This window comes from Mucilaginibacter tolerans, assembly GCF_030519375.1.
In the GTDB taxonomy this organism is placed as follows: Bacteria; Bacteroidota; Bacteroidia; order Sphingobacteriales; family Sphingobacteriaceae; genus Mucilaginibacter.
The window spans coordinates 451578-468161 of sequence record NZ_JAUMKB010000002.1; the positions used below are offsets into that span (position 1 = coordinate 451578).

General features: G+C 41.0%; 18 protein-coding genes. 7 read left to right on the top strand and 11 right to left on the bottom strand.

Going from position 1 to position 16584, the window contains the following annotated elements:
* Positions 1-8: 8 nt before the first annotated feature.
* A complete protein-coding gene (locus tag Q3A68_RS04620) occupies positions 9-887 on the top strand; it encodes a diiron oxygenase (RefSeq protein ID WP_302899878.1) in 879 nt (292 codons plus the stop codon).
* Here the strand turns inward: Q3A68_RS04620 and Q3A68_RS04625 are convergent.
* The 6 genes from Q3A68_RS04625 to ribD form a co-directional block, all read right to left on the bottom strand.
* On the bottom strand, positions 884-1438 hold the full coding sequence (locus Q3A68_RS04625) for a histidine phosphatase family protein (protein ID WP_302899879.1): 555 nt from the start codon (positions 1436-1438) through the stop codon (positions 884-886). The two genes, Q3A68_RS04620 and Q3A68_RS04625, sit on opposite strands and share 4 nt — an antisense overlap.
* Positions 1439-1447: 9 nt before the next feature.
* Positions 1448-2446 carry a biotin synthase BioB gene (bioB, locus tag Q3A68_RS04630; RefSeq protein ID WP_302899880.1) on the bottom strand — a complete coding sequence of 333 codons (999 nt, stop codon included), beginning with the start codon at positions 2444-2446 and terminating at the stop codon, positions 1448-1450.
* 45 nt (positions 2447-2491) lie between these two features.
* Positions 2492-3850 carry a magnesium transporter gene (gene mgtE / locus Q3A68_RS04635; protein WP_302899881.1) on the bottom strand — a complete coding sequence of 453 codons (1359 nt, stop codon included), beginning with the start codon at positions 3848-3850 and terminating at the stop codon, positions 2492-2494.
* A gap of 80 nt (positions 3851-3930) precedes the next feature.
* Positions 3931-4545 (bottom strand): IMPACT family protein, encoded by a 615-nt coding sequence (locus tag Q3A68_RS04640; protein ID WP_302899882.1) that lies wholly within the window; start codon positions 4543-4545, stop codon positions 3931-3933.
* Positions 4546-4559: 14 nt separating this feature from the next.
* Positions 4560-5429: an EamA family transporter gene (locus Q3A68_RS04645; RefSeq protein WP_302899883.1), complete on the bottom strand. Its 870-nt coding sequence runs from the start codon at positions 5427-5429 to the stop codon at positions 4560-4562.
* On the bottom strand, positions 5429-6484 hold the full coding sequence (gene ribD / locus Q3A68_RS04650) for a bifunctional diaminohydroxyphosphoribosylaminopyrimidine deaminase/5-amino-6-(5-phosphoribosylamino)uracil reductase RibD (RefSeq protein ID WP_302899884.1): 1056 nt from the start codon (positions 6482-6484) through the stop codon (positions 5429-5431). The genes Q3A68_RS04645 and ribD overlap by 1 nt, the downstream gene beginning before the upstream one ends.
* Before the next feature lie 131 nt (positions 6485-6615).
* Between ribD and prmC the strand changes: the two genes are divergently transcribed.
* Entirely contained in the window at positions 6616-7476 is an 861-nt protein-coding gene (prmC, locus tag Q3A68_RS04655; protein WP_302899885.1) for a peptide chain release factor N(5)-glutamine methyltransferase, read from the top strand.
* A 25-nt stretch (positions 7477-7501) separates the two neighbouring features.
* Here the strand turns inward: prmC and xerD are convergent, their stop codons facing one another.
* Positions 7502-8401: a site-specific tyrosine recombinase XerD gene (gene xerD / locus Q3A68_RS04660; protein WP_302899886.1), complete on the bottom strand. Its 900-nt coding sequence runs from the start codon at positions 8399-8401 to the stop codon at positions 7502-7504.
* Between the two features lie 40 nt (positions 8402-8441).
* On the opposite strand from xerD, the gene aroQ reads away from it, so the two are divergent.
* Together aroQ and Q3A68_RS04670 are read left to right on the top strand one after the other, a co-directional pair.
* A complete protein-coding gene (gene aroQ / locus Q3A68_RS04665) occupies positions 8442-8861 on the top strand; it encodes a type II 3-dehydroquinate dehydratase (RefSeq protein ID WP_302899887.1) in 420 nt (139 codons plus the stop codon).
* A 60-nt stretch (positions 8862-8921) separates the two neighbouring features.
* Positions 8922-11327, top strand: a complete 2406-nt coding sequence (locus Q3A68_RS04670) for a mechanosensitive ion channel family protein (RefSeq protein ID WP_302899888.1) — start codon at positions 8922-8924, stop codon at positions 11325-11327.
* A 9-nt stretch (positions 11328-11336) separates the two neighbouring features.
* Here Q3A68_RS04670 and Q3A68_RS04675 read toward each other — a convergent pair whose 3' ends face one another.
* Together Q3A68_RS04675 and Q3A68_RS04680 are read right to left on the bottom strand one after the other, a co-directional pair.
* Positions 11337-12368, bottom strand: coding sequence for a glycosyltransferase family 2 protein (locus Q3A68_RS04675; protein WP_302899889.1), 1032 nt, complete (start codon positions 12366-12368; stop codon positions 11337-11339).
* Between the two features lie 98 nt (positions 12369-12466).
* Positions 12467-13363, bottom strand: coding sequence for a lysophospholipid acyltransferase family protein (locus Q3A68_RS04680; RefSeq protein ID WP_302899890.1), 897 nt, complete (start codon positions 13361-13363; stop codon positions 12467-12469).
* Between the two features lie 36 nt (positions 13364-13399).
* Between Q3A68_RS04680 and Q3A68_RS04685 the strand changes: the two genes are divergently transcribed.
* Both Q3A68_RS04685 and corA read left to right on the top strand, forming a co-directional pair.
* On the top strand, positions 13400-14011 hold the full coding sequence (locus Q3A68_RS04685) for a WbqC family protein (RefSeq protein ID WP_302899891.1): 612 nt from the start codon (positions 13400-13402) through the stop codon (positions 14009-14011).
* Positions 14011-15138, top strand: a complete 1128-nt coding sequence (gene corA, locus Q3A68_RS04690) for a magnesium/cobalt transporter CorA (RefSeq protein WP_302899892.1) — start codon at positions 14011-14013, stop codon at positions 15136-15138. Before Q3A68_RS04685 ends, corA begins: the two co-directional genes overlap by 1 nt.
* 66 nt (positions 15139-15204) lie before the next feature.
* Here corA and msrA read toward each other — a convergent pair whose 3' ends face one another.
* A complete protein-coding gene (gene msrA, locus Q3A68_RS04695) occupies positions 15205-15852 on the bottom strand; it encodes a peptide-methionine (S)-S-oxide reductase MsrA (protein WP_302899893.1) in 648 nt (215 codons plus the stop codon).
* A gap of 91 nt (positions 15853-15943) precedes the next feature.
* Entirely contained in the window at positions 15944-16186 is a 243-nt protein-coding gene (locus Q3A68_RS04700; protein WP_302899894.1) for a DUF3820 family protein, read from the bottom strand.
* 94 nt (positions 16187-16280) lie between these two features.
* On the opposite strand from Q3A68_RS04700, the gene Q3A68_RS04705 reads away from it, so the two are divergent.
* Positions 16281-16514, top strand: a complete 234-nt coding sequence (locus Q3A68_RS04705) for a hypothetical protein (RefSeq protein WP_302899895.1) — start codon at positions 16281-16283, stop codon at positions 16512-16514.
* The last annotated feature ends 70 nt before the right edge of the window (positions 16515-16584 follow it).

The window sequence follows — 16584 nt, forward strand, 5'->3', positions numbered from 1 at the left end:
ATTTAAGCATGGAAGCACAGGAAATTGAACGTTTGATCAGGATCAGCAAAGAACGTCCGCTGATGCCGGAGACTTACATTCCATGGCAACTGGAGCCTGATACTGATGATATATTCCTGCCCGAAATGCTTACCTCGTTGCACGGCCTCGAAATCTACGATACTTTAACTCCCGAACAAAAATTAGAACTAGGTCGGCATGAGCTCGTGCAGGTAATCGCTTCCTATGCTTGGGGCGAGTGTCTTTTTTGCCTATTTATGACCCGGCATATTCTTACTTTGCCTTTGGATAACGTGGAGCACCGTTTTCTATTAAGAGAATTAATAGAGGAATTCCGCCACCAGGAAATGTTTGGACAAGCAATTGCCAAACTTGGTGGTAAACCTATCAGACAAACGGGAATACACAAATTTTTTGGTGAATTCAGTAATAAATATCTGCCTGCTGATTATTTATTTATGGGTAGTGTATCAGTGGAGCTGGTAACGGATATTTATGGTAATTATGCGCGCAAATCACCTAATATTTATCCCGTGCTGAAGAAAATGTTCGATCTGCATAACATTGAAGAAGCACGACATATCCTATTCACTAAAAGTTTGCTGAAAACATATGCCGCTAAAGCCGGATATGTTAAACGCACATTATACAGCTATGTGATCCTTGGGAACATTCTTTTTGTGCGGACCATGTATGTAAAAAGAGAAATATATGAGCGCATCGGTCTGGCCAACCCGGATAAGGTCTATAAAATCGCAGCCAAAAACTTTAAAAAGAAGTTTGCCGAGAAGTGCCTTGATGATATTATTGAGTTTGTAAATGAATGGAAAGGCTTTAACCTCGCTACGCGTTGGGCATGGCGCTGGCTTTTGGGGGCAAATGTTTAGAATAAGCAATTTGCTGAAGGGTTCAACCCTTCTTTATCAGCAGTGAGCGTAGCTTCCCCATTTTTATAGGTAATTATCCATATACTGTCGAAGTCGCCATCGGGCCAGTCTCTGATATTTCCCTGAACGCCTAACGCTTTGGCAATGTGAGGTATGGCGTTATGCTCCCAGCATACTATCACCGTTCCCTTTTGCAGGAATACATCCTTAGCTATATGCTTGTAATCCTCTGTATCGAAACTACTGTTAACATCCAGGTTATACTTTACAGCATAGGGCGTAATGGTTTGAAACATCCTGGATGATTTGGTTTTATTCCCGGAGTTTACCGTTGGAATATAAATCTCGTTTACGACACCGTATTTGGTGTATAGCACTTTAGGCAAGGCCATAGCCCGGTTGAGTCCCTGGCAATTCAGGTTATCGCCATTATCAGGCTTTTCACCATGCCTGATAATGACAACCTTTAACGATTTTTTCTGACATGAGCCCGTGATGAATGATCCGCAAAGGATCAGCAACAAGAAAACAAGGCGCATGCAGTCTTTCATATTTAAAATTTAAGCTTCAATAGCTTCCTGAACTTTACCTGGCCTGCCATTTTTAAATGCAGCCCGGGGTTTGAGGCCCAATAATTCAAACATCGCCATATCTGCATCGAATGACGGATTTGGTGTGGTAAGCAATTTCTCACCTGCAAATATGGAGTTGGCACCTGCCATAAAACATAATGCCTGCTCTACTAAGCTCATTTCGGTACGACCGGCAGACAAACGCACCACCGTTTTCGGCATAATGATGCGCGCAGTGGCAATCATGCGCACCATATCCCAAACCGGCACCCGTGGCTGATCAGCTAATGGCGTCCCTTGTACCGGAACCAATGCATTGATCGGAACTGACTCCGGGTGCTTAGGCATGTTAGACAATGTTTTTAGCATCGAAATACGGTCCTGAACCGTTTCACCTAAACCGATGATACCACCGCTGCAAACTGTGATTTTCGCTTTGCGAACGTGCTCCAATGTTTTCAGGCGATCGTCATAAGTACGGGTAGTGATGATGCGTTTGTAATCATCCTCAGACGTATCCAGGTTATGATTATAGGCATATAGTCCCGCATCAGCTAAGCGCTGCGCCTGGCTTTCTGTCAACATGCCCAATGTACAGCACACTTCCATATCCAAATCATTCACAGCTTTTACCATCTCAATCACTTTATCAAAGTCCCGGTTATCACGCACTTCGCGCCATGCAGCGCCCATACAAAGTCTTGATGCACCGCCAGCTTTTGCCTTTTCAGCAGCAGCAATTACCTCTTCAGTCGGCATCATTGCATGAACATTCACGCCCGTGTTATAACGTGCCGCCTGCGGGCAATAAGCGCAATCTTCCGGACAGCCACCTGTTTTGATCGATATCAGTGAGCTGATCTGTACTTCTGAGTAATCTTTATTTTCGCGGTGTATAGTTGCAGCCTCGTAAATAAGATCGAGTAAAGGTTTATGGTATATTTCAGCAATTTCTTCCTTCGTCCAGTTGTTTCTAATCTCTGTCATTCGTTTCGGTTTAATTTTTCAAATTTATGGAAAAGCTCTATTGCTTTAATGATGATGCAATAAAAGCTTGGTAGCAAGGTAAAGCGGCAGTAAAAATCCTGCACAGTCTGTAAACGTTGTTATGATAATGGAGGACGCCACTGCCGGGTCAATTCCTACCCTTTTTAATATCAACGGAATGGATGATCCTGTCAGTCCGGCTATCACCAGATTGCCCGTCATCGCCAGAAATAAAACCAGGCCTAGCATTGGGTCAGCATCATACATCAGGGCTATTGCAAAAACGATTAATCCATTCGCAGCACCGTCAATCAATCCAACCAAAAACTCCTTTATAACGGTGTTGTAGGCCTGTCGGTCGGTCAGGTCACTTAATGAGATACGCCGCACGGTCACCGCCAACGCCTGTGTGGCTGCGTTGCCCCCCATACCTGCTATGATAGTCATATATGCAGCAATTTGAGGCAATAACGCGACTGTCGCATCAAAATGACGGATAATGGACGCTGCCAGGTAGGCCGTCGCCAGGTTGATCACTAACCAGGGTAAACGACTTTTTACGGCGTCCTTCCAGTTACCGCTCAGTTCTTCATCCTCAGATACACCAGATATTTTCAAGATGTCTTCGGTACTCTCCTGCTCCATTACGTCCATGATGTCATCGACTGTAATGCGGCCAAGCAGCTTCATGTGGTCGTCGACAACAGGTATGGTGGTAAGGTTATACTGAGAAATTAATCCGGCTACATCCTCCTGGTCAAGTTCTGCTTTTACGTATACAAAATCCCGATTTACCAATTCGGCAACCCGTGCATAGGCCGGCGCTTTAAGGATCGACTTAACTGAAAGAATGCCCTTGAGCATGTTATCGTTATCCACCACATAAATAGTGTAAAACTCCTCCATCTCTTCCGACTGCCGTATAATATCCTCCAAAGCATCTTTTTTATTTTGGTTGATATTCACCTTAATAACTTCAGAGTTCATGATACCACCTGCGGTATCCTCAGGATAGCTTAACAGCGCACGGATATTGCTAGCGTCTTCCTGATCGATATCTTCTAATATTTCCTGCTGGTCCTCTTCATCAAGCTGAGAAATAATATCCGTAGCATCGTCATAATCCAGCTCTTCGATAATCTCGGAACGCTTTTCGGGATCAAGGCTGATAAGCAATTCACCCGGCTCCTGCTCCTCATGCATTTCCGCAATTACTTCAGATGCTTCGTCGGCGGGCAGGATGTTGATAATTCTTTCGCGCGATTCGACCGGAAGTCTTTCGAATAGTATTGCAATCTCAGAAGCGTGGTACTCCTGCAGAACTTTCTCTAATTCAGCATCATCCCCTTCAAGCGCGGTTTTGATCCGCTCCAGGTCTTCCTTGTTGATTTCGAAGGATTGCATACCCGACTAAAATAAGGCAAATAAGCGGTAATCGGAGAGAAAAAAAGAATAAAATCGACCCGTTAAATCCGGCGTTGGCATTACATACTGTAATCGTATTTTATTTTGACAGAAGCCAATTTTTGAAGTTTTGAAATAACATGGTTTACCTGCATTTTGCGTATGGAAGCTTTTATGGAGCAACTATTATCAAATTGCTGTTCCAACAGTTGCAGGTTATCGTCTTTAACAATCCGCATCACTTCGTTCATCTGCAAATAATCGAATGTGATGGTATATACATCATTGACCGTTTTCTCGACGATCTGTGCTCCTTCCAAAGCCAATTCTGTTGCTGATTTATAAGCATTAATCAATCCCGGGACACCGAGTAAGGTGCCACCAAAATAACGCACTACCACTACTGCCACATTAGTGAGACTTTTAGATAGTAACGTATTCAATATAGGTCTGCCTGCTGTGCCCGAAGGTTCGCCGTCATCATTCAATTTAAAAACTGATCGGTCAGTGCTCCAGCGCATCGCCCAGCAATGGTGATTGGCTTTGGGATGTTCTTTCTTTAAGTCAGCGATAATGTTTTTGATATCTTGATCAGACGCAATTGGATAGGCATAACCCAGAAATTTACTGCCACGGTCCCGGAAAATACCTTCGCTTTTAGTTTCAATAGTTAAATAAGTATCCTCAAAAAGCATCCGGCAAATATCGCTTAGAAATTGAATATCTCAGGAAAATAAATGATCACAACGGCAATGATCGCCAAGATAATTCCTCCGACATTGAGGCGGCTTAACTTTTCCCTGAATATGAATAAGCCAACCAATGAACCAGCCACGATAACACCAATATCCATCGTGGAGAATACAGTTGAGGGATGATCGGCTAAAGCATTCAACCCTTTTATGTAAAAAAGTATATTTCCAAAATTTGCTGCGCCTAAAACCCATCCAATAAGTATATGAGGCCACGAGAAGCGCATCATTTTGGTGAAGACCATGTAGATCAGTCCGATAAAAGCGACAGAAAAAGCAACTGTGAAAATGATAAATAATGACGTACCAAAGGAAATATTACTTTTTGATATACTTTTTAAAAGGACATCAATAACACCCATTCCTATCAATATTACCACAAGGTAGAACCATGCGTTGGTAGATCGCCTACGCACTGCACTTCGTTGCCTCCAAGGTATCAAACACACGATAGCAACAAAACCAATAGCTATACCTATTATCTTGATTGTGTTTGGCTTTTCTCCAAAAATTAAAAATGAAGCCAGAACAGGAATAAACAATGATAATCGCTGAGCTACATCCGTGCGCACAATTCCAGTCAGCTTTATTGAAGTGGCTATTATGATAAACAATGAGGGAAACAATATTCCTAATGACAAGTAGACCAGGACAGGAGTCCCTTGCAAACTTATCAACTGTGGTCTAAAAAAAAGCCAGGTGAGAAATATGGCTGCTGAATAATTCCAAGTTATTGCCTGATAAACATCAATCTGATAGCGTTTGGCGAGTTTTAGCAACACCGAAACAGTAACACTACAACAAATGCTTAAAAAAATGTAAAACATTAATTAACAGGCGTATGGTAAAAGAATTTTAAACGATCTGTTTCGATAATATGTTCTCTGTCCGAAATACCATTAATGCAAGGTGCTTTAATGCCCCGTCCCAAAACGGCTTCACCAGTAAAAATCCGAGCCTCATCCCACAGGCCTTCATTGATAAAGCTGGTCAATGTATGCGCACCGCCTTCAATGATCACTGATTGGATATCCTGCATATATAACTGGAACAGAATATATTGCGGAACAAAACGATCAAAATCCTCGAGGGCAATATACTTAACTTTTCCGTCAATACCGGTTTTTATTTCGTTAAATATCAGTGTTTCAATATTTTGATCATATATATTCAAGTTTTTATTCAACTCAAGCTTTCGATCAATTACGATTCTTTTGGGTGATTTACCCGGCCAGTAGCGGGTATTCAGCTGCGGATTATCGATGGCGGCAGTGTATTTGCCTATCAGCACTGCATCTTCTTGACTACGCCATTGGTGTACCAGTCTACGTGACTCTTCACCTGTTATCCAAAACTGGCTTTTATCATCCGGTGCAAAATAGCCATCATTGGTTTGCGCCCATTTCAGGATCACATAAGGCCTTTGCTTTTGTACCCTTGTAAAAAAACGACGGTTAAGCCACTGACATTCAGCCTCTAAAATGCCGGTTATCACTTCAATACCTGCTTCCTTTAATTTTTCTATGCCCTTACCATCTACCTGTGCGAATGGATCCCGACAGCCCACCACAACTTTTGGAATTTGGTGCTTAATGATCAGATCGGCACAAGGTGGGGTTTTACCATAGTGGGCGCATGGCTCCAGGGAAACATAAATGGTGGATTCCTTTAGTAGCTCTTCGGCGTCTTCAAAATTTTCAAGCACCTGATTTACAGCATTTACTTCGGCATGCGCCTGACCATATTGCCGATGAAAGCCTTCGCCAATGATATTATCTTCGTGAACAATTACCGCTCCTACCATCGGATTTGGGCTTACATTGCCTGCGCCTAATTCAGCAAGTTCGATACAGCGCTGCATATATTGTTCATGAGATGGCATGCCACAAATATAGGTTTGTGTAAACCCGAATTTTTATAATGTTAAAATTTATAGAATAAGTTGTTAAATCAAGGTTAGTTAGGTGCTAAAATGAGGCGAATTGACCAAAGAACTTTTTGTTTCTTTGCTGCATGAAAACGGTTAAGCAGGTTTCGGCGGATTTTTCAGAACAATTATCAACCATTTATGACGTCAATGAAGTCAATTCACTGTGTATGATGGTGTTAGAAAATATTGTTAATATCTCTTCTGCAAGAATAAAGGCTTTTCCGGAAACAGAGATACCAACACCTGATAATGAGATAATTGCAAACATATTAACACGTTTGGCTACTGGCGAACCAATCCAATACATATTAGGTCATACAGAATTTTATGGACTCACTTTCAAAGTAAATCCGTCGGTACTGATACCCCGGCCGGAGACGGAAGAATTGGTAGACTGGATCATTTCATCAGTCGGCGGTTCTGAATTGGCATTTGGCAAGTTTTTGGATATTGGCACCGGTAGCGGTTGTATCCCCATCAGCCTGAAGAAAAACCTGCGTGGGGCCGAGGTTTCTGCAATAGATATTTCACCCGAAGCTTTGCAAACAGCAAAAGAGAATGCCGAATTAAATAAAGTCGATATCAATTTTATTCAGGACGATATTCTAAACCCTGAATCCGACATCCTAAATTCGAAATTCGAAATAATAATCAGCAATCCACCCTATGTAACCCTTGAGGATAAAAAGCTGATGCAAGCCAATGTAACGGATTTTGAACCGCACACTGCTCTGTTTGTTCCTGAAGACGATCCGCTTATTTTTTATAAAGCAATAGCTGATTTTGCTGCTAATCATCTCGAAAAAGGCGGTATGTTATTCTTCGAAATCAATGAAAGTTATGGCAAACAAATAGTTGAGATATTAAGTGATAAAATATTCACTGATATTGAGTTAAGAAAAGATATGAGTGGTAAAGACAGGATGGTGAAAGCAACTAAATAGCCCCTTCAACTCTGCCGACTGCGAACTAATTGCGAGGATGATATGATATAATCGTATCCTTTAAATACTCCCGGTCCAAATGCGTGTAGATCTCTGTCGTCGTAATACTCTCATGTCCCAGCATTTCCTGTACAGCACGCAAATCTGCACCGCCTTCAACCAAATGCGTAGCGAATGAATGACGCAAAGTGTGTGGGCTGATAGATTTCTTAATCCCCGCAGCTTCTGCCAATTGTTTGATCAGCATAAAAATATAAACCCGGCTCAATCTTGAACCTCTGCGATTCAGAAATACCATATCCTCCTCTCCTTTTTTTATTGGGATATGTACCCGATCGTGCTCTATCCAAAGTTTAAGCGCTTTTATTGCTTCACCTCCAATGGGAACCAAACGCTCCTTATTGCCTTTGCCAATTACTTTTACAAATTCTATCTCAAGATAAAGGTTAGATAGTTTAAGCTCCGTTAACTCCGATACCCGCAAACCGCAGCTATAAAGCACTTCGATAATAGCTTTATTTCGTGTACCATCTGACTTTGACAGATCAATAGCTTCGATCAACTTGTTGATGTCCTGATAGCTTAAAGTATCAGGAAGCTTACGCATTTTTTTGGGCGATTCAAGCAATTCCGCAGGATTATTCCTGATCATATCCTCGGCCAATAGGTATTTATAAAAAGATTTGATGCCTGATAATATCCTTGCTTGCGATGAAGGGATCATACCCAGCTCATTTACCCAATTGATGAATTGGCGCAGATCATTCAGCGTAAAAGTTTCGGGTTTCAAATTATTTGCAAGGCTGTCAGCAAATTGCTGCAGTTTATCTATATCTCTGCTATAAGCTTCTATCGAGTTATCAGAAAGCCCTTTTTCCAGTTTAAGATACGCCCGAAAGCCTTTTATCGCCGATCTCCAGTCCAATTGATTTTGCTTTTAATGTTTTATACTTAAGTTTGGGCTAATGAATATACAAATTATCAACGGTCCTAATTTAAACCTGCTTGGCGTTCGTGAAAAATCCATTTATGGCGATAGTAGTTTTGAAGACTATCTTGTCGCCCTGCGCAAACGCTATGCAAACATCACCATAAATTATTATCAAAGTAATGTGGAAGGTGAAATAATTAATAAGCTGCACGAAGTGGGTTTTAGCTGCGACGGTATTGTGATCAATGCGGGTGCCTATACGCATACCTCAGTGGCGATTAGCGACGCTATTGCCGGTATTAAAACCCCTGTCATTGAAGTCCACATAAGCAATGTATATAAACGAGAAGAATTCCGTCATAAATCACTGCTGGCAGCTAATTGCCGTGGTGTGATAGCGGGCTTTGGAATGGACTCCTACCGCCTTGCTGTTGAGAATTTTGTTAACGGATAATCATTCTGATCGTATAAAACTGACAATAAGCCTCTGCATCCATCGTTTTTACATTATCCTATGCGAAAAATAGCTAAAGCACTTCTTTTAATTGTAGTTGTTATAACCACGTTAGGCATTCACAACAGCTTAGCCCAGGAAAAAAAGAAAAAGCCTAAAAGTTTAAGGGATACTGAAAGAAAACTTAAGCATTCGCGTGATTCGGTTTTACAAAGTCTCAACAAGGCCGATACATCCATTCATAGTCTTTTACAGCACATTGAACAATATATTTCCACTTTTAACCAGATCAATAACGACTTGGCTGACGGCCTGGACACAATAGATGTAAGTCAAAAAATACCACGGACATACAGGAGGCTAATCAAGATACAGGAGCTTGCAAACAATAAAAAGTCGAGCACTTTGCGGTATCTTTTTGTACTGCGTGATAACCTAGATCATATTCAGGGTAATCTGGAGGATTGGCAATCAAGTCTTGACGATGTAAATTCAAAGCTTGTCCAAAATCAACATGATATTTTAAAATGTGCAAAGGATAGTTTATTGCATGTCGTACCGCAGGACTCTGCTTTAAGGAGCGCTTTCTTCGAAAAGTTAGGCAAACTCAGGGAATTATGGCGCAAAACAGATTCAGCTAACAGAGCAAATTTATTGGCCGTAAACCTATTGCAAAACCAAGTATCTGTTGCTTATACGACTGTATTAGATGAAACCGACCAGATAGATGCCAAAATAAAGCGCTTTGCTAACCGGGCTATGGATGGCGAGTTTGGCTTTATATGGGAAAAAAGTCCGCAATACAATGATTTAGGTTCTGCATTAAAAGCAACTATTGACCTTAACAACACACAACTATATTACTTCATTAAAAACGGCACTGCGACACATCTGATAGGTTTATTACTTCTGATCGCTATAACAGTATGGATATTTTATAACAGACAAAGAACACGCAAGAATAGTGATCAGCCAGATGTTATTCTTGATCACACCAATTATATTTACACAAACCCGGTGTCGGCGTCGTTATTGATAGTTACCGCGCTGGTACCCTATTTTTACGATCATCCCCCGGTATCATTTTTAGAGATCTTCTTTTTAATTTCTATTATTTTTATTCTGGTTCTTGTCAAAAAAGGCTTCCCGCAGTCAACGTTTAGCTTCCTCGTTCAATTGTTCGGCCTGACAATAATTTATGCGTTAAGCAACCTTTTAATACAAATTACAGTTGCTGATAGATTTGTCACACTGATAATAAGTATTGCGGCAATTATAATAGCCTGGTTATTTTATAAAAAAATTAAAAAAAGCGCAGAAGGCCAGCTCCCATATACACGGACTGTCGTAATAATCTTCATCTTACTGCAATTTCTGTCGCTTTTATTAAACTTAGCGGGCAGGTTCAGCTTATCTAAAATATTAGGAATAACCGCTGTATTTAACCTGTGGATGCTTATAAGTCTGTATTTCATTATTCAGATATTAATACAAGGAATATTCCTCCAGTTTCACTCCAAAACTGCAGAGAACACATTCATAAGCTGGATTGATTATTCTATTCTTCAAAAAAAATTCAGGAGCACTTTAAGCGCTTTTGCTGCATTATTGTGGCTTTTTTTCCTGCTGCAAAATCTGAATATTGATGATTGGGTAAGTGATTACCTTGGCGATGTATTGAACCAATCGCGAAGTATAGGCGGGGCTTCATTTACTTTTGGGGGGTTTGTAATTTTTATTATTATCATCTGGATGTCGACGTTATTGTCGAAATTAATCAGCTATTTTTATGATTTATCGGCACAACATACTACAGATCTCAGCGCCTTAAAAAAGAAAAACCGGGCCTCTACCCTTTTGATCAGAATAGGTGTCTTTACAGTTGGCTTTTTACTGGCCGTTGCAGCGTCGAACTTCCCGATAGATAAGCTTACCATTATATTTAGCGCCTTTGGTGTTGGTATCGGTTTTGGCTTGCAGAATATCGTTAACAATCTGGTGTCGGGCATGATACTGGCATTTGAAAAACCAGTTCAAATAGGTGATATAATCGAAGTAGGCAGCCACGCCGGAACAATCAAAGAGATAGGTATACGATCAAGCAAACTGGCAACAAGCGACGGCTCGGAGGTGATCATTCCCAACGGTGATTTGATATCCCAACAGGTGACCAACTGGACCTTGAGCAATACTAACCGCCGGATAGAAGTTATGGTCGTTGTTGCTTACGGGTCGGATATCGAAAAGGTGAATAAACTACTGACCGACTTGCTTGGCAATCGCGACGATATTATGAGTACACCCGGTCCATCTGTCTATGTAAATAACATCACCGACAAATTTGTAGAGTTTAGGGCATCATTCTGGGCAGCAGATATATCTAATGCACCGGAATTAAGAAGCCGCATTTTAGCAGCTATTTACGAATCTTTTGCTAAAGAAGGTATAAATTTGCCGACTTCGTAAAGCAGGATTTTAGTAAAAATCCTTCGGATCAAGTGCTGAAAAGGAATGCTTCTTTTTCATAAAGAAGTCCCAAACGATACTGCGTTTGTACATACCCTTCAGATCGGGCAGATTGCTTCTTTTAGTTCTGGGACCACCACCTTTAAATATCTGCACTATAAAATTCTGATGTGCACGGCTCACGGCCCACGCATCCTTGCGTTTGCCTTCATTCAGAAAGCGGATAATGGCCAGCAGGTCCATCCAGAAACGGATGCCTATAATGAACAGGCCGCGCCAAAAGGAAAGATTATTTCTGAGCAACAATAGATTATTTCGGAAATTCAAGAAGGTTTTAAATGGATTCTCTGTGTTTAATGTTCCCCCACCCACGTGGTAGACTTCTGATTGTGCACAGTACATTACTTTATAGCCCATGTTCTTCAATCGCCAGCATAGGTCTATTTCTTCCATGTGGGCGAAAAAACGTTCGTCGAAACCGCTTGCTGCTACCCAATATTGTTTTTTAACAAACATTGCTGCACCTGTAGCCCAAAAAACCTCACCTGATTGCTGGTATTGGCCCTTGTCCTCCTCTATTTCATAAAACATACGCCCACGGCAGAAGGGATAGCCATATTTATCAATAAAACCACCAGCAGCTCCCGCGTGTTCAAAGTGATCTTTTTGTGCAAAGGCCCTGATCTTGGGTGCAGCAGCAGCAATCAGTGGATCGCTTTCCATGAGTTCGATAACAGGCTCTATCCATCCGGCAGGCACTTCTACATCCGAATTGAGAAGGATAAAATAATCAGCTTCTACCCTCTCCAATACACGGTTATATCCGCCGGTAAAACCATAGTTTTTATCATTTTGAATGATTTTGACACCGGGAAAATTTTCCTTGAGAAAATCAACAGAGCCGTCAGTAGAACCATTATCACCAACTACAATATCCAGATTTGGCCAGGTTGACGCCATTACAGAAGGCAGAAATTCGCGGAGATATTTTAACCCGTTCCAGTTTAATATTACGATGGCAACTTTAGGCGTACTTGTCATTCAATAATTGTGGTTGGCTATGGTTGAAAATTATGGGTTCATAGCGCCTGCAATTCTACAATTTTTTGGGCAGATAATCTATGATCAGCTTCCATAAACTAGTCTACTATCGCATTCTCGATCTCTTCCGGTTTAAATTTCCATCTGCGATGCGACCATAGCCAGTATTCGGGCTCTTCCCTTATCACATTCTCCAAATATTTCACATGGGCTTTGGTAATCTCATATGGCGCTGATTCTTTTGCGTCTTCAATTAGTGGAACTACAGTATAAGTATAATAACCGCGTTTTACCTTCCGCATGTCACAAAAATAGACTAGGCAATCAAACGATTTTGCCATCTTTTCCAGGCCTAAAAACACAGGGGTTGGTTGATTCAGGAATGTGGTAAAATAGGTCGATTCATGCCTCACCGGGGTTTGATCACCCAAAAGCACCGTAATAAAAGGTTCATTCTTTAATTCAACCATTTTTCGCAGCACTAGTTTCATCGCCACAGGAATACCCCTGAAACGCGACCGGGTTTTTATAAAGAATTGGTCGAATATCTTATTGGACAACGGTTTATAAACGATCATGAATTTCTTATCTGTAATGGAGGTGATACTCAATGCCAACAGCTCCCAGTTACAATAATGCCCGGCAACACCTACTAATTTCCGATCGCTGTCCAACAGTTTTTTAACGACATCTGGGTTTGTAGGTTTTACACGTTTAGCTAACTGCACCGGACTAATGCTGATAGTTTTGACTGTTTCGACTACCAGGTCACAAAAATGATGATAAAACTTCTGCTCAATATCTTTACGTTCTGGTATAGTTTTTTCAGGGAAGGCACTGGCAAGATTTTGTTGAACGACTTTTTTGCGATACCCGACGATGTAATAAACGAGGACAAAAAGCAGATCGGAAATGAGGTACAAAAACCAAAAGGGCATCAGCGATAACAGGTACAAAAAGAATATACCTATGTACGAAAGCCCTTTTTTTATCATTATTTTATCCGATTTTTGAACACAAACATAGAATATATGATCGAAAAAGGCGCTGTACTGCCCATGTTTTATCTGCCCCCGGTTGAATATTTTGCTCAACTTAACAAGTATAATCCTGATTTTGTGATCGAAAAGTACGAGCATTTTCCTAAGCAGACCTATCGCAACCGGGCTAATATCTATTCTCCTGATGGGACACTCACGCTTGTTGTTCCGGTTGTAAAAGGTTCAAAAGTGCACACGCCAGTAAAAGACGTTAAGATAAGCTATGATTTCCAGTGGCAACGTTTGCACTGGATGAGCCTGCAGGGCTGTTACCGCCGTTCAGCTTATTTTGAATACTATGAAGATGAGTTCGCGCTTTTTTATGAAAAGAAAGAAACCTTTTTGTTCGATTATAACGACCAATTACTTCAGCTTACCCTGAAGCTATTAAAGATAAAGGCAACCGTTAATTATACTGAATCCTACGAGGCTGAATATTCTGCCTTAGCAGACTTTAGACAAACAATTCACCCAAAGAAAGAGTCTGGCTTTCAGCAGAAGCCTTATTTTCAGGTTTTCGAGGAAAGACATGGCTTCATAAAAAACCTGAGTATAGTCGACCTGTTATTTAACCAGGGGCCACAATCCATAAATTATTTGTAATGAACAGCCAAATCAAACGCATCCGTTATAAAGTCCGCAGGCAACCAGTTGAAGTTGGCGCCAAACCGGGTTCAATCAATATACCTGAAGGAGCGCTAAAGCCCATCATCATGGTTTACAGCTATAATGAGCATGAGCTGGTAAGCTCTGAAGGTAAAAGTATGCAGGTGATTCTATCCCAATTTAAAAAATGCTGTGAACACTCCCATTGGATACAAATAAAAGGCCTGGGCGATTTAAAGCTGATGGAGGAGATCGGCACCCATTTAGGCATCAATCCATTGGTACTTGAAGACATTGTAAATACCCATCAACGCCCAAAATTTGATGAATATGATGATTACGTTTTCTGTACCAGTCGTATCATCAACTTTAATAAAGACCATGAGCTGGTTAATTGCCAGTTTTCAGCATTAATAAAGGAGAACATTATCGTCAGTTTTGAAGAAACACACGACGAATATTTTGAAGCTGTGAAAGCGCGTTTAAAAGCCGGGAAAGGTGCTATACGCACCGCCGGGCCAGGTTATATGTGTTATGCACTTACGGATACCATCCTTGATAATTACTTTGTATTACTGGCTAAAGCCGGCGACATGCTTGATGAGATAGAAGACCGTTTATATACCAATGCCGATAAAAGCGTGATGTATAATTCACAAGCGATGAAAAGGATACTGATCATTATGCGTCGCGCTAGTTGGCCCGAACGGGATAAGATCAATGAGATGATCCGTACTGATAATCCACTGATCTTGCCTGAGGTAAAAGTTTACCTGCGCGATGCCTACGACCACTGCATCCAGATAATGGACCTGGTAGAAAACTATAAGGAAATCACCTCAAGTATTATCGATCTGTATCTTTCAATGGTGAGCAACCGCATGAATGAGATCATGAAGGTGCTGACCATTATTTCAGTAATATTTATTCCGTTAACCTTCGTGGCAGGTATCTACGGAATGAACTTTGCCCGTGTAGATCCTGTCACCAATAAAGTGATGCCCGGCAATATGCCTGAACTATATTCGTCGCATGGTTATGTATACGCCCTGTTGGGAATGTTCATTATTGCAGTGATACAAGTCGTCATTTTTTGGAAAAAAGGTTGGTTTAGTAAGTTGTAGCCGAATGGTTGTAATGGTTGAAGTAGTGTAATTTATCAAAAACTTCAACCAATACAACCCAACTACTTACTTCTGGAACTCAGGTTTCAACTCAGTATGCATCGCTTTCCTGAATTTCATTACTTTAGGCTCAGATACGCTCCCGATGTATGGATTATCGCCATGCAGGCGATAATAACCCTGATGATATTTTTCGGCCGGATAAAAAGCCTTGAACGGAACCACTTGGGTAACAATTGGATCGTTATAATGCTTGGTAGCATTTACTTCTTTTATAAGGTTCAATAAAATTTCACGTTCCTCAGGAGTACGGTAAAACGCGATTGAACGATAATCAGTCCCTTGATCAGGCCCCTGGCGGTTTAATTCGGTTGGGTCATGAGCAAAAAAGAAGGATTTAGCGATAGTTGCATAGCTGATCACTTTAGGATCATAATAGATCTGTACTACTTCGGCATGGCCTGTGGTTTGTGTACCTACTTCCTCATAAGTCGGATTGACTTTGGTACCACCTGCATAACCGGAAACTACTTTGCTTACGCCTTTGAGCTCGGACATTGCTTCACTCATACTCCAGAAACAGCCGCCGCCAAACGTCGCAACACTTTCGCCTGGTTTAGGTTGAGGAACAGCAGCAAAATCACTTCTGCCCTGACCGTTAGCACATCCGAAAAATAATAGTACGGACGCGAGATATAACACAATCTTTTTCATTTACTATAGAATTTATGGTTGTTATTTGAATCAACATACGCAATCATAAAATGCGCGGTTGTTTATGTTTGTCGTAAATAAGTCATATCCCTTACATCTGTTTTTGGTTAGCTGTTTTAACCAGGTAAAATATATTGCCAAGCCCGTTGATCTTTATCTCATAAACACTTGATAACAACATTCCCATTTTGCCCGGCGGAAAACCTTTATTCTTCAGCCATTCAAGGTAATACACCGGCAGATCGCATAAGAATGTGCCCTTATATTTTCCAAAAGGCATTTTAGTATTTACAAGATCGGTTAATATTTTCGGATCAGGGGTAATATTTTCCATGATGTAAAATTAGCATTAGTGCCCAATGTTCAGTCAATGAAAAAACATAAAACACATGCATCCGGCAGGCGTTGTAATAATAAATCTGAATACTATGAAAGAACAATTTGAAGCAGCTTTAACCGGTACAGAAGGACCTGTGGATGGTGTGGTTAGCCCGCTTAACCTAAAAAATTACACGCAGGCTTATGAGTTCAAATCATTAGATGGCACCTTACATCTGGTGATCGCAACTGCTAATAAAGGCAGATGGCAAAGGATCGATGGTACGGAGCCTTATCTTTCGGGATGGGTTGATGAACTGGCTGAACAGGTGGCAATTGACTAGTCCTAAAAAAACGATACAGGATTAATAATAAATAAAAGTACAATATTCAAATAGCAGCAAGATTATCCTT

Excerpts from the sequence above, each read along its gene's own strand:
- msrA (WP_302899893.1), bottom strand. The coding sequence starts at position 15,852 with ATGAAAAAGATTGTGTTATATCTCGCGTCCGTACTATTATTTTTCGGA.
- Q3A68_RS04700 (WP_302899894.1), bottom strand. The coding sequence starts at position 16,186 with ATGGAAAATATTACCCCTGATCCGAAAATATTAACCGATCTTGTAAAT.
- Q3A68_RS04685 (WP_302899891.1), top strand. The coding sequence starts at position 13,400 with ATGATCGAAAAAGGCGCTGTACTGCCCATGTTTTATCTGCCCCCGGTT.
- Q3A68_RS04680 (WP_302899890.1), bottom strand. The coding sequence starts at position 13,363 with ATGATAAAAAAAGGGCTTTCGTACATAGGTATATTCTTTTTGTACCTG.
- prmC (WP_302899885.1), top strand. The coding sequence starts at position 6,616 with ATGAAAACGGTTAAGCAGGTTTCGGCGGATTTTTCAGAACAATTATCA.
- Q3A68_RS04670 (WP_302899888.1), top strand. The coding sequence starts at position 8,922 with ATGCGAAAAATAGCTAAAGCACTTCTTTTAATTGTAGTTGTTATAACC.
- ribD (WP_302899884.1), bottom strand. The coding sequence starts at position 6,484 with ATGCCATCTCATGAACAATATATGCAGCGCTGTATCGAACTTGCTGAA.
- aroQ (WP_302899887.1), top strand. The coding sequence starts at position 8,442 with ATGAATATACAAATTATCAACGGTCCTAATTTAAACCTGCTTGGCGTT.
- Q3A68_RS04645 (WP_302899883.1), bottom strand. The coding sequence starts at position 5,429 with ATGTTTTACATTTTTTTAAGCATTTGTTGTAGTGTTACTGTTTCGGTG.
- Q3A68_RS04640 (WP_302899882.1), bottom strand. The coding sequence starts at position 4,545 with ATGCTTTTTGAGGATACTTATTTAACTATTGAAACTAAAAGCGAAGGT.
- Q3A68_RS04705 (WP_302899895.1), top strand. The coding sequence starts at position 16,281 with ATGAAAGAACAATTTGAAGCAGCTTTAACCGGTACAGAAGGACCTGTG.
- corA (WP_302899892.1), top strand. The coding sequence starts at position 14,011 with ATGAACAGCCAAATCAAACGCATCCGTTATAAAGTCCGCAGGCAACCA.
- Q3A68_RS04675 (WP_302899889.1), bottom strand. The coding sequence starts at position 12,368 with ATGACAAGTACGCCTAAAGTTGCCATCGTAATATTAAACTGGAACGGG.
- Q3A68_RS04620 (WP_302899878.1), top strand. The coding sequence starts at position 9 with ATGGAAGCACAGGAAATTGAACGTTTGATCAGGATCAGCAAAGAACGT.
- mgtE (WP_302899881.1), bottom strand. The coding sequence starts at position 3,850 with ATGCAATCCTTCGAAATCAACAAGGAAGACCTGGAGCGGATCAAAACC.
- Q3A68_RS04625 (WP_302899879.1), bottom strand. The coding sequence starts at position 1,438 with ATGAAAGACTGCATGCGCCTTGTTTTCTTGTTGCTGATCCTTTGCGGA.
- bioB (WP_302899880.1), bottom strand. The coding sequence starts at position 2,446 with ATGACAGAGATTAGAAACAACTGGACGAAGGAAGAAATTGCTGAAATA.